Raw genomic sequence first — 10,339 nt, forward strand, 5'->3', positions numbered from 1 at the left:
GCCCGACGCGCCGGATCCCGCCATCCCCGCCGCGCTCGGGGGGGGCGCGTCGGGGATGGCGGGATCCGGCGCGTCGGGCTGGGCCGCGGAGGGGTCCGAGACCGGCAACAGGGCAAAGTCGTGCAGCGGCATCCCGGCCGCGATCGGCGTGCCGGGCGGCTCGCTCTCGGGGCCGGTCGGGATCGGGACAGGTGCCAGGGCCGCCCACGGCACGGCCGGTGCGGCGTCGGGATTCCGGGCAAAGGCGGTCAGAAAGGCGCCCGGTTCTGCCGCGGGCGTGGTCGTGCCGGGCCGGAACGACGCGGTCTGCGCGCCCGGGGCAAGGTCGAATAGGGGAAAGGGGTGCATGCGCATTACCGGACTTCTGCCACTGATCCCGGGCAGGATGGGGGCAACCGGTTACCGGTTCTTTACCGCTTGCCCCGCATAAGCGGAAAAACGAGTCGCAATTTAGGGATCCCGCCATGCTGCCCCCGCTCAGTTCGCCCATCGGTGGCCAGGGCCACGCCGTTCAGGAAACGCGCCTGCGCGAGGCCGCGCAGAAGCTGGAGGCGCAGTTCCTGGCCGAGATGCTGAAACATGCGGGCCTCGGCGAGAGCCAGGGCGCGTTCACCGGCGGGGCGGGCGAGGCGCAGTTCGCCTCCTTCCTGCGCGAGGCGCAGGCCGGGGAGATGGTGCGCGCGGGCGGGATCGGGCTGGCGGAACAATTGTTCGAATCGCTGAAGGAGCGGGCCGATGGGACGTGAGGAACTGGAGGCGCTGCTGGAGCGCGAGGCCGAGGCGCTGCGCCTTGCCGATTTCGCGGCGCTGGCCGGGATCGCCGACGAGAAGGAACGGCTGGCGGCGGATCTGGCGGCCGAGCCCGAGACGGATGCCGAAAGTCTGGCACGACTCAGGACGCTGGCCGAACGCAATGCCGAGTTGCTGGAGGCCGTGCGCCGCGGCGTCGACAGCGCGGCCGAAACCCTGCGCCGCGCCCGCGAACCGGCCGCGCCGCTGAGCACCTATGACAAGAGCGGCCAGTGCAGCCCGATCGGCGCCACACAAGGGTCGCTGACCCGCCGCGCCTAGGCCCAATTTTCGCCCAGACGCCCCGGTAAGACCTTATTGCATTAGCCGTCGTTTAACCCGCAGCTGAAATGCTCGGGACCGCGTCCGGAAGATGGATGGCACGGCACGGGACCTCTCCACAGCCGTAAGGGTGAGAACACCTTGGATCGTCGTTACAGGCGGCTTCAACCCGTGGCGCAAAGCGCCATACGAAAAGGAAGGACCGAATTCATGTCCAGCATTCTGACGAATACCGGCGCGATGACCGCGCTGCAGACCCTGAAAAGCATCAACGCCAACATGGCCAAGGTGCAGGACGAGATTTCGACCGGCAAGTCGATCAGCTCGGCCAAGGACAATGCCGCCGTCTGGGCCATCTCGAAGGTAATGGAATCCGACGTCAAGGGCTTCGAAGCCATTTCGGGCAACCTTGCGCTGGGCGAATCGACGGTTGCGGTTGCCCGAAACGCGACGGAGTCGGTCACCGAACTGCTGACCGAGATCAAGGACAAGATCACCAACGCCCAAGAAGGCAACATGGACCGCGACAAGCTGCAAACCGATATCAAGCAGCTGAGCGATCAGATCAAATCGGTAATCGCGTCGGCGCAGTTCAACGGCCTCAATCTCTTGGATGGCTCGAACGCGGGCAATGTCCAAGTGCTGTCGTCTCTCAACCGGACGTCCAGCAACGTGAATGCCGCCTCGATCGACGTCGCGACGCAGAACCTGACATCGGACGGCTTCACCGCCAGCACCAAGACGGTGCTTTACTCCGACGGCACCAATGCCCAAGGGGCAATCGACGACACCAACACCGGCACCGCCGCGGCCGCGCTCGCGGCAACTGGCGACGAAGGCGTTTACAGCGCCTCGGTCAACGGAAAGACCTTCTCGCTCAAGTACACCTCCGAGGATATCTCTGCCCTCGCCTCGGGCAATAATAATCCGACGAGCGCGGACGATGTGAACGCCTATATCGCCAGCAAGCTGGGCGAACAGGTCAATGCGGCGTTCGGGGACATCTTCACGTTTTCCGGGGACGGGACGGATGGTGTCCAGGTCACCCTAGCCGATGCTACAGCCGGGACAGCGTTCGAACCCTATCGTATCGAACTCGGCACGGGCAATGCAGGGGCGCTGATAGCGCTGGATTCCCTCAATGTCGGCTCCACGGCTTCCGATACGGAGCGGAAGGCGGCGTTGACGGAAATCGAGAACATGATCCAGTCGGCAATCGATGCATCCGCGTCCTTCGGCTCGGTCGAGAAACGTATCGGGATCCAGGCCGATTTCGTCAGCAAGCTGACCGATTCGCTGAAAACGGGCATCGGCACGCTGACCGACGCCGACATGGAGGCCACCTCGGCCCGCCTGCAGGCCTTGCAGGTGCAGCAGCAGCTGGGCACCCAGTCGCTGTCCATCGCCAACCAGGCGCCGCAGAACCTGCTGTCGCTCTTCCGCTAAGGCAAGGCAGGGCCGGGGGGAATTCCCCGGCCCTTTCCTGACGGACCTCGCCCCCTCTCAGAACGGAAGGACACAGCATGAACGCCCTGCACATGGCCCAGACGGCCTATTCGGCCCCCGCCCAGGCCCGGATGCGCACCCCCCGCGCCACCGAATACGCCGCCTTCGCCCGCATCACCGCGCGCCTCAAGGCAGCCGATGCCGCCGGTCGGCGCAACTTTCCCGCGCTGGTCGCAGCGATCCACGACAACCGCACGCTCTGGACGATGCTGGCCGCCGATGTCGCCGATGGCGAGAACGGCCTGCCCCCGGCGCTGCGCGCGCGCATCTTCTACCTGTTCGAATTCACCACCCATCACAGCCGCCTGGTGCTGAACGGAAAGGCCGATATCGGCCCGCTGGTCGAGATCAACACCGCCGTGATGCGCGGCCTCGAGAAATCGGAGGCGGTGGCATGAGCGGTCTTGTCCTGAAGCTGGGCCCCAAGGAACGGGTTCTGGTCAATGGCGCGGTGATCGAGAATGGCGACCGCCGCACCCGGCTGTCGATCAAGACGCCCAATGCCAACATCCTGCGGCTGCGCGACGCGATCCACCCCGAAGAGGTGAACACGCCCGTGCGCCGGGTCTGCTACATGGCGCAACTGGTCCTGTCGGGCGATTCGGTGCCCGAGGACATCCACCCGCAACTGCTGCGCGGGATCGAGCAGCTAAGCCAGGTGCTGACCGACCATGACAGCCGCACCCAGCTGACGCTGGCCACCCAGGCGGTGCTGACGGCGGATTACTACCAGGTTCTGAAGGCGTTGCGCAGCCTGTTGCCGCGCGAGGAACGCCTGCTGGCGGGTGCGAGGCCGTCATGAGCTTTCAGCCGATCCTGCCCGTTGGCGGCTATGCCGGCTGGCGCTTCCTCGAACGCACGATGGAGCGCCAGCAGGAGGCCTTTGACAAATCCGCCACGGTGCAGCGCGACATCGACTATTTCGCGGAGAAGATCGGCAAGGTCACGAATGCGGACGAGATCGTCTCGGACTACCGGCTGCTGAAGGTGGCGCTGGGCGCGTTCGGGCTGCAGGACGATATCGGCTCGAAATTCTTCATCCGCAAGATCCTGTCCGAGGGCACCAGCGCCAAGGACGCGCTGGCCAACAAGCTGGCCGACAAGAGCTATTTCAAGCTTGCCGAGGCCTTCGGCTTCGGCGGGTCCGGCCCCCCGCGCACGCAGGAGCCGGGCTTTGTCGACCGGATCGCCAAGGCCTATCGCGAGCGCAGCTTCGAGATGGCGATCGGCGAGCAGAACAACGACATGCGGCTGGCGCTGAATATCGACCGCGAGCTGGGCGGCATCGCCGGGGGCGAGCAGAGCGACCGCGCCAAGTGGTTCAGCGTGCTGGGCTCAGGCCCGATGCGGCAGGTCTTCGACAAGGCGTTCGGCCTGCCCACCGCATTTGCCGCGATCGACCTGGACCGGCAGGTCGAGGTCTATCGCGAAAAGGCCAAGGCGATGTTCGGCAGTTCCGAGGCCGCGCAGTTCACCGACCCGGACAAGCGCGACAAGCTGATCAAGATGTTCCTGATCCGCAGCGAGATCGCGGCCGGTTTCGGGGGCACCAGCCCGGGCCAGACCGCGCTGACGCTCTTGCGCGGCGGTGGCTGAGGCAGGCCGGGCAGGATCAGGCCTGCGGGGCGGCGCGGCTGGCCTGGCCGTCCGGATCGGCCGCGGCCAGGACCTGCGAGAGGCGGGCGAAGCTGGCCTCGACCCCGCCCGGGGCATCTTCGGACAGGAAGGCGTCGAGCCCGGACCAGACCCGGATCGCGGCGTCGATCTCGGGGTCGGACCCGGCGGCGTACAGTCCGGCCTGGATCATCATCTCGGCCCGGTCATAGGCGCCGAGCAACCGGCGTGCCCGGGATATCTGCGCGTTCTCCGGCCCGCTGGCCGCCCGCGGCAGGCTGCGCGAGACCGAGCGCAGCAGGTCGACCGCCGGGAAACGGCCGCGTTCGGCGATGCGCCGATCAAGCACCACATGCCCGTCGAGCACGCCGCGCAGGATGTCGGCCACCGGCTCGTCCATGTCGGACCCCGCGACCAGCACCGAGAAGACGGCGGTGATGTCGCCCGTGCCCTCGATACCCGGGCCGGCGCGTTCGGCCAGCGCCATGATCGCCTGCGCGGTCGAGGGCGGGTAGCCGCGCAGCGCCGCGGGTTCGGCCGCGGCAAGGGCAAGTTCGCGATGCGCCTCGGCGAAGCGGGTGACCGAATCGGCGAGGAACAGGACATGGTGGCCTTCGTCCCGGAAATGCTCGGCCACGGCCATTGCCGCCCAGGCCGCGCGGCGGCGCACCATCGGCGACTGGTCGGAGGTGGCGGCGACGATCACCGAGCGCGCCATGCCCTCGGGCCCCAGCACATGCGAGACGAACTCGCCGACCTCGCGGCCGCGTTCGCCGACCATGGCGATCACGGCCATGTCGGCCTGAACGCCGCGGGCGAGCTTGGCCAGCAGCGTCGACTTGCCGACGCCCGAACCCGCGAACAGGCCGATGCGCTGGCCGCGCACGATCGGAAGAAGCGTGTCGAAGGCGGCCATCCCGGTCGCCAGCCGCGGGCCGAGGCCCCGGCGCGCGGTGGCCGGCGGCGGCGCGGCGCGCAGCGCCCGGAACGCGGGTCCCGGCATCAGCGGGCGGTCGTCGAGCGGGGCGCCGAAGGGATCAACCACCCGGCCCAGCCAGCCGCGATGCGGCGCGATCTGGCCCGGCCCCAGCAGAACGACGCGGTCGCCCACCGACAACCCCTCGGGCGTGCCGTCGGGCAGCACAGTCACGGTGCCCTGGGCCAGGGCCAGCACCTCGCCCCGCCGGCGCACGCCGCGGCCATGCCGGATCTCGACCAGATCGCCCAGACCGGCCTCGGCCGAGAGCCCGGCGACGGTCACCGTGCCGCTGCCCGCGGCCGTGACGCGGCCGACCGCGCGGATCGGGGCCAGTGCGTCGATGCGGGTCTGTAGGGCGGCGAAGGGGCTTTCGGGCATTCGGCGTCTCCGGTCCGGGCCAACACTTACCGTTTCTAAAAGAATCATCCGTAAGCCTTGGCTGAAACCGTAGGAGAATCCCCGATGTTCGAAAAGCTGGAAATCTTCCGCATGGCGCATGGGCTGGCGACGCATGCCGGCACGCGCCAGGCCGTCGTGGCCCGCAACGTGGCCAATGCCGACACGCCCGGATACCGGGCGCAGGACATTGCGGCATTCGCCGATACCTATCGCAAGTCCGGGGACGAGATGCACCTGCGCAAGACGCGCGAGGGGCACTTGCCGGCGTGCGATCCCCTGCCCTTCCGCACCGATCTGCAGGCCGTGGACGGCCCCGGAGAACCGAACGGCAACAGCGTTTCCCTGGAAGAGGAAATGCTGAAGGCCGCCGATACCAAGAGCAAGCACGACCTGGCGCTGGCGGTCTACCGCTCGTCGCTGGGCATCATCCGGACCTCGCTGGGCCGGTCGTGACAGGAGGCGTGAATGACCGATCTCAGTGACAGTCGTGGCCTCTCGGCCAGCGGGTTGCGCGCCCAGGCGGAGCGGCTGCGCCACCTGGCCGAGAACATCGCCAATGTCGACACGCCCGGATACCGGCGCAAGCTGACGAGTTTCGAGGCCGAGCTGTCGTCCAGGGGCCCCGAAGGCGCGGTCAGGACGGGGCCGGTGCGGCTGGACCGGACCGAACTGCCCAAGATCTATGACCCCTCGCATCCTATGGCCGATGCGACCGGGTATCACGACGGTTCGAACGTCAACCTTATCATCGAGATCGCCGACGCGCGCGAGGCCCAGCGCAGCTACGAGGCGAACCTGAAACTGTTCGACCAGGCCCGGCAGATGTCGCGCGGGCTGCTCGACCTGCTGCGCCGTTAGGAGACTGATCCATGGATATCCGTTCCAGAATCGCCGCCAATGCCTATGCCGCATCCCGGCCCGCGACCCAGCCGCAGAAGCCCGAACAGGGCGGCGCCTTTGCCGATGCCGCCCAGAAATTCGCCCAGACGCTGCGCAATGGCGAGCAGACGGCGATAGCGGCCATGTCGGGGAGCGCCGATCCCCATGCGCTGGTGCAGGCGTTGGCCCAGACCGAGCTGGCCATCGAGACAGCGGTCACCGTGCGCGACAAGGTGGTCGAGGCCTATCAGGAAATCCTCAGGATGCCGGTGTAGGCCATGACCGAATTCGTCTTCTACGACACGTTGCGCCAGGGGCTGTGGATCGCGGTGATCATCTCGATTCCGATCCTGACCGCGGCGCTGGTGATCGGGGTCGCGATCGGCCTGTTCCAGGCGCTGACCTCGGTGCAGGAAATGACGCTGACCTTCGTGCCGAAGCTGGCCGGGATCCTGATCGTGTTCTGGATGTCGATGGCCTTCATGACCGAGACGCTGACGGGTTTCTTCACCGGCCGGATCGTGCCGATGATCGCGGGGATTTGAGATGGACAGCACCGGATACACCACGCTGACCCGCCAGGTCGGGCTGATGCGCGAGATGCAGAGCGTGGCCAACAACATCGCCAATGCCTCGACCGCCGGGTTCCGGCGCGAGGGCGTGATCTTCTCGGAACATATCGCCGCGCTCGACGGGCCGGGCGGGTCGCTGTCGATGGCGAACGCGCATGTGCGCCATATCGACCTGAGCCAGGCGCCGCTGACCCAGACCAATGGCCAGTTCGACTTCGCCATCGAGGGCGAGGGGTTCTTCCTGCTGGAAACGCCGCAGGGCGAGCGGCTGACCCGGGCGGGAAGTTTCACGCCCAATGCCGAGGGCGAGCTGGTCTCGCCCGATGGTCACCGGCTGCTGGATGGCGGCGGAGCACCGATCTTCGTGCCGCCCGATGCCGCCTCGGTCGCGCTGGCGGCGGACGGGACGCTGAGCGCGGATGGCCAGCTTCTGGGCCAGATCGGGCTGTTCCTGCCCGCAGACCGCAACGCGATGACGCATGTGGCGGGCACGCTGTTCGACCCCGGCGGGCCGCCCGAGCCCTATCTGGAGGGCACCATGCTGCAGGGTTTCGTCGAACAGTCGAATGTCAGCGCCGTCGCCGAGATCACGCGAATGATCGAGGTGCAGCGCGCCTACGAGCTTGGCCAGAACTTCCTCAACCAGGAGGACGAACGCATCCGCAGCGCCGTCCGCACCCTGAGCGGCACCAGCTAGACCGGAAAGGACTGACAGATGCGCGCCCTCTCGATCGCCGCAACCGGCATGTCGGCCCAGCAGATGCGGGTCGAGACGATCTCCAACAACCTCGCGAACATGAGCACGACGGGCTACAACCCGCGGCGGGCCGAGTTCGCGGATCTGCATTACCAGCAGGTGACGCGGCCGGGCACGATCAACGCCTCGGACGGCACGGTGCTGCCGACCGGGGTGCAGCTGGGCCTGGGCGTGCGGCCGGCCTCGGTCACGGTGAACATCTCGCAGGGGGCGCTGTCGGGGACGGGGGGCGATCTGGATGTCGCGATCGAGGGGCGCGGCTATCTGGAGGTCACGCTGCCGAACGGCAACCCCGCCTATACCCGCGACGGCGCGCTGAAACGCACGGGCGACGGGCTGATCGTGACCTCGGACGGGTTCGAGGTCGCGCCGGGCATCGTCATTCCGGACGACGCGCGCAGCCTGTCGATCAATGCCGATGGCGAGATCTATGTCTATTTCCAGGACCAGGTGCAGCCGCAATTGCTGGGCCAGTTCACGCTGACGATATTCACCAACGAGAAGGGGCTGGAGGCCATCGGCTCGAACCTGTTTGTCGAGACGGAAGCCTCGGGCGCGGCGCTTGCGGGCGTTCCGGGCGATCCGGGCTATGGCACGCTGCGCCAGGGCTATCTGGAGGAAAGCTCGGTCGATCCGGTGCGCGAGATCACCGAGCTGATCCAGGCCCAGCGCGGCTACGAGCTGAATTCCAAGGTCATCACCGCCGCCGACCAGATGCTGGCGGCCACGACACAGGTGCGATGATGCGTGTTCTGCTGCTTCTCGGCGCGTTTGCCGCCGCCGCCCCGGCCCCGGTTTCGGCCGAGATTCTGGTGGCCGCGCGCACGATCCGCAGCCAGACGATCCTGGGCCCCGGGGATGTCGCGCTGGCCGAGGGCACGATGGCGGATGCGCTGACCGATCCCCACGAGGCAATCGGACAGGAGGCGCGCGTCAACCTCTATGCCGGCCGTCCGATCATGGCCGGCGATCTCGGCCCGCCCGCGATCGTCGATCGCAACCAGATCGTGACCGTTTTCTATCGCAACGGCCCCGTGAACATCGCCGCCGATGGACGGGCGCTGGAACGCGCGGGCGTCGGCGATCCGGTACGGGTGATGAACCTTGCCTCGCGCACCACCGTGACCGGATTTGTCGCGGCCGACGGAACCGTCACCGTCGGCGCCTCTGCCAGACCCTAGGAGTCCCAGACCCATGAAACGCCATGTCCTTCTCGCCTGCGCCGCCGCGCTTGTCCTGCCGACGGCCTGTTCCAAACTCGAAGATGTCGGCAAGGCGCCGTCGTTCAAGCCGGTCGAGGGCACCAACGAATATTACGCGATGACCACGCCCGGCGGTCTGCCCGAGACCGCCGAGCGGCGCACGGCGACGGACGGCTCGTCGCTCTGGGCGGGCGGGCGCAGGTCGCTTCTGGGCGACCGCCGCGCCGGGCGGCGGGGCGACATCGTGACGGTAGTGATCGAGATCGACGACAAGGCCGAGATCTCGAACACGACCGCACGCAGCCGCAGCGGCTCGACCTCGATGGCCATCCCGCAGATGCTGGGTCTGCCCCAGATCATCGACCAGGCGCTGCCCGACGGTGCGTCGATGGCCAATGCCGCCAATGCCAATTCGAACACGAACCACAATGGCAACGGCTCGGTCCGCCGCAACGAGAAGCTGACGCTGCGCGTCGCCGCTACGATCACCGAGGTCCAGCCCAACGGCGTGCTGCGGATCGAGGGTACGCAGGAAGTGCGGGTCAATTTCGAGATGCGCGAACTGATCGTCACCGGCTATGTCCGGCCCGAGGACATCTCGCGTCAGAACGAGATCACCTATGACAAGATCGCCTCGGCGCGCATTTCCTATGGCGGGCGCGGGCAGATCACCGACATGCAGCAACCGCGCTATGGCCAGCAGATCGCGGACATCCTGCTGCCGTTCTGAGCATCGCCATGGGCAAGCTGCTTCCCGTCATCATCGCGATCGTCGGCCTTCTGGCGGGGGCCGGCGCGGGCTATTTCCTGCGGCCCGCGCAGGAACCCGAGGTCCTGGCCGAAGGCGAGGCCGGTGCCGTGGACGCGTCGGAGGTGGACAAGAAGGCGGCGTCGAAGGCATCCGGCGACAAGGCGGATGCGGAGCGGGATTACGTCAAGCTGAACAACCAGTTCGTCATCCCGGTGGTGCGCGGCGGCCGCGTCGCGTCGCTGGTGGTGATGTCGCTGAGCATCGAGGTCACGACCGGCAGCACCGAACTGGTCTTCAAGAACGAGCCCAAGCTGCGCGACGTCTTTCTTCAGGTCATGTTCGACCATGCCAATGCCGGCGGGTTCGACGGCGCCTTTACCGAGACCGGCACCATGACCATGCTGCGGCGCGCCCTGCTGGAAGCGGCCAGCCAGGTCATCGGCTCGCGGGCGCACGACATCCTTATCACCGATATCGTCCGCCAGGACGCCTGAAGCCGGGGGTCAGTCGCCCGCCGCGCGCCGGATCAGCCGGTGCAGCGCGTCGTCCCGCCCGAAGGCCCGGGCGGCCTCCTGCATCCGCATCGCCTCCTCGGCGCGCGCGCGCGCC

General features: G+C 67.5%; 16 protein-coding genes and 1 pseudogene. 15 read left to right on the forward strand and 2 right to left on the reverse strand.

Going from position 1 to position 10,339, the window contains the following annotated elements; translation table 11 throughout:
- Window positions 1-348, reverse strand: a pseudogene (locus ENN83_RS06435) (hypothetical protein); the annotation flags it as partial.
- Between the two features lie 116 nt (window positions 349-464).
- Here ENN83_RS06435 and ENN83_RS06440 point away from each other — a divergent pair.
- From ENN83_RS06440 to ENN83_RS06465, 6 genes are all read left to right on the forward strand, one after another.
- Entirely contained in the window at window positions 465-746 is a 282-nt protein-coding gene (locus ENN83_RS06440; RefSeq protein WP_287185334.1) for a rod-binding protein, read from the forward strand.
- A complete protein-coding gene (locus tag ENN83_RS06445; protein ID WP_287185336.1) occupies window positions 736-1,071 on the forward strand; it encodes a hypothetical protein in 336 nt (111 codons plus the stop codon). The genes ENN83_RS06440 and ENN83_RS06445 overlap by 11 nt, the downstream gene beginning before the upstream one ends.
- 210 nt (window positions 1,072-1,281) lie before the next feature.
- Window positions 1,282-2,517, forward strand: a complete 1,236-nt coding sequence (locus ENN83_RS06450) for a flagellin (protein ID WP_287185338.1) — start codon at window positions 1,282-1,284, stop codon at window positions 2,515-2,517.
- A 77-nt stretch (window positions 2,518-2,594) separates the two neighbouring features.
- On the forward strand, window positions 2,595-2,975 hold the full coding sequence (gene flaF, locus ENN83_RS06455; protein WP_287185340.1) for a flagellar biosynthesis regulator FlaF: 381 nt from the start codon (window positions 2,595-2,597) through the stop codon (window positions 2,973-2,975).
- On the forward strand, window positions 2,972-3,379 hold the full coding sequence (flbT, locus tag ENN83_RS06460) for a flagellar biosynthesis repressor FlbT (protein WP_287185342.1): 408 nt from the start codon (window positions 2,972-2,974) through the stop codon (window positions 3,377-3,379). The genes flaF and flbT overlap by 4 nt, the downstream gene beginning before the upstream one ends.
- Window positions 3,376-4,173: a DUF1217 domain-containing protein gene (locus tag ENN83_RS06465; RefSeq protein ID WP_287185345.1), complete on the forward strand. Its 798-nt coding sequence runs from the start codon at window positions 3,376-3,378 to the stop codon at window positions 4,171-4,173. Before flbT ends, ENN83_RS06465 begins: the two co-directional genes overlap by 4 nt.
- Before the next feature lie 16 nt (window positions 4,174-4,189).
- Here the strand turns inward: ENN83_RS06465 and ENN83_RS06470 are convergent, their stop codons facing one another.
- Entirely contained in the window at window positions 4,190-5,548 is a 1,359-nt protein-coding gene (locus tag ENN83_RS06470) for a FliI/YscN family ATPase (protein ID WP_287185347.1), read from the reverse strand.
- A gap of 84 nt (window positions 5,549-5,632) precedes the next feature.
- Here ENN83_RS06470 and ENN83_RS06475 point away from each other — a divergent pair, with 84 nt between their 5' ends.
- The 9 genes from ENN83_RS06475 to ENN83_RS06515 are packed head-to-tail and all read left to right on the forward strand — an operon-like array spanning window position 5,633 to window position 10,224.
- Window positions 5,633-6,022, forward strand: a complete 390-nt coding sequence (locus ENN83_RS06475; protein ID WP_287185348.1) for a FlgB family protein — start codon at window positions 5,633-5,635, stop codon at window positions 6,020-6,022.
- 12 nt (window positions 6,023-6,034) lie between these two features.
- Window positions 6,035-6,427, forward strand: a complete 393-nt coding sequence (gene flgC / locus ENN83_RS06480; protein ID WP_287185350.1) for a flagellar basal body rod protein FlgC — start codon at window positions 6,035-6,037, stop codon at window positions 6,425-6,427.
- An 11-nt stretch (window positions 6,428-6,438) separates the two neighbouring features.
- Window positions 6,439-6,723: a flagellar hook-basal body complex protein FliE gene (gene fliE, locus ENN83_RS06485; RefSeq protein WP_287185352.1), complete on the forward strand. Its 285-nt coding sequence runs from the start codon at window positions 6,439-6,441 to the stop codon at window positions 6,721-6,723.
- A 3-nt stretch (window positions 6,724-6,726) separates the two neighbouring features.
- The gene (locus tag ENN83_RS06490) at window positions 6,727-6,993 is read left to right on the forward strand and encodes a flagellar biosynthetic protein FliQ (protein WP_253087682.1); all 267 of its coding nucleotides are present in this window, start codon (window positions 6,727-6,729) and stop codon (window positions 6,991-6,993) included.
- 1 nt (window position 6,994) lies between these two features.
- A complete protein-coding gene (locus ENN83_RS06495) occupies window positions 6,995-7,717 on the forward strand; it encodes a flagellar hook-basal body complex protein (protein WP_287185354.1) in 723 nt (240 codons plus the stop codon).
- 18 nt (window positions 7,718-7,735) lie between these two features.
- A complete protein-coding gene (gene flgG, locus ENN83_RS06500) occupies window positions 7,736-8,521 on the forward strand; it encodes a flagellar basal-body rod protein FlgG (RefSeq protein ID WP_287185356.1) in 786 nt (261 codons plus the stop codon).
- Entirely contained in the window at window positions 8,518-8,958 is a 441-nt protein-coding gene (flgA, locus tag ENN83_RS06505) for a flagellar basal body P-ring formation chaperone FlgA (RefSeq protein ID WP_414707627.1), read from the forward strand. The genes flgG and flgA overlap by 4 nt, the downstream gene beginning before the upstream one ends.
- A 13-nt stretch (window positions 8,959-8,971) precedes the next feature.
- Window positions 8,972-9,709: a flagellar basal body L-ring protein FlgH gene (gene flgH, locus ENN83_RS06510; protein ID WP_287185361.1), complete on the forward strand. Its 738-nt coding sequence runs from the start codon at window positions 8,972-8,974 to the stop codon at window positions 9,707-9,709.
- 8 nt (window positions 9,710-9,717) lie between these two features.
- Window positions 9,718-10,224 carry a flagellar basal body-associated FliL family protein gene (locus tag ENN83_RS06515; RefSeq protein WP_287185363.1) on the forward strand — a complete coding sequence of 169 codons (507 nt, stop codon included), beginning with the start codon at window positions 9,718-9,720 and terminating at the stop codon, window positions 10,222-10,224.
- The last annotated feature ends 115 nt before the right edge of the window (window positions 10,225-10,339 follow it).

Source organism: Rhodovulum sp. (assembly GCF_011048875.1).
In the GTDB taxonomy this organism is placed as follows: Bacteria; Pseudomonadota; Alphaproteobacteria; order Rhodobacterales; family Rhodobacteraceae; genus Rhodovulum; species Rhodovulum tesquicola.

What these genes read in the sequence shown, in the direction of transcription:
- ENN83_RS06440 (WP_287185334.1), top strand. Translation starts at nt 465, where the DNA reads ATGCTGCCCCCGCTCAGTTCGCCCATCGGTGGCCAGGGCCACGCCGTT.
- ENN83_RS06445 (WP_287185336.1), top strand. Translation starts at nt 736, where the DNA reads ATGGGACGTGAGGAACTGGAGGCGCTGCTGGAGCGCGAGGCCGAGGCG.
- ENN83_RS06450 (WP_287185338.1), top strand. Translation starts at nt 1,282, where the DNA reads ATGTCCAGCATTCTGACGAATACCGGCGCGATGACCGCGCTGCAGACC.
- flaF (WP_287185340.1), top strand. Translation starts at nt 2,595, where the DNA reads ATGAACGCCCTGCACATGGCCCAGACGGCCTATTCGGCCCCCGCCCAG.
- flbT (WP_287185342.1), top strand. Translation starts at nt 2,972, where the DNA reads ATGAGCGGTCTTGTCCTGAAGCTGGGCCCCAAGGAACGGGTTCTGGTC.
- ENN83_RS06465 (WP_287185345.1), top strand. Translation starts at nt 3,376, where the DNA reads ATGAGCTTTCAGCCGATCCTGCCCGTTGGCGGCTATGCCGGCTGGCGC.
- ENN83_RS06470 (WP_287185347.1), bottom strand. Translation starts at nt 5,548, where the DNA reads ATGCCCGAAAGCCCCTTCGCCGCCCTACAGACCCGCATCGACGCACTG.
- ENN83_RS06475 (WP_287185348.1), top strand. Translation starts at nt 5,633, where the DNA reads ATGTTCGAAAAGCTGGAAATCTTCCGCATGGCGCATGGGCTGGCGACG.
- flgC (WP_287185350.1), top strand. Translation starts at nt 6,035, where the DNA reads ATGACCGATCTCAGTGACAGTCGTGGCCTCTCGGCCAGCGGGTTGCGC.
- fliE (WP_287185352.1), top strand. Translation starts at nt 6,439, where the DNA reads ATGGATATCCGTTCCAGAATCGCCGCCAATGCCTATGCCGCATCCCGG.
- ENN83_RS06490 (WP_253087682.1), top strand. Translation starts at nt 6,727, where the DNA reads ATGACCGAATTCGTCTTCTACGACACGTTGCGCCAGGGGCTGTGGATC.
- ENN83_RS06495 (WP_287185354.1), top strand. Translation starts at nt 6,995, where the DNA reads ATGGACAGCACCGGATACACCACGCTGACCCGCCAGGTCGGGCTGATG.
- flgG (WP_287185356.1), top strand. Translation starts at nt 7,736, where the DNA reads ATGCGCGCCCTCTCGATCGCCGCAACCGGCATGTCGGCCCAGCAGATG.
- flgA (WP_414707627.1), top strand. Translation starts at nt 8,518, where the DNA reads ATGATGCGTGTTCTGCTGCTTCTCGGCGCGTTTGCCGCCGCCGCCCCG.
- flgH (WP_287185361.1), top strand. Translation starts at nt 8,972, where the DNA reads ATGAAACGCCATGTCCTTCTCGCCTGCGCCGCCGCGCTTGTCCTGCCG.
- ENN83_RS06515 (WP_287185363.1), top strand. Translation starts at nt 9,718, where the DNA reads ATGGGCAAGCTGCTTCCCGTCATCATCGCGATCGTCGGCCTTCTGGCG.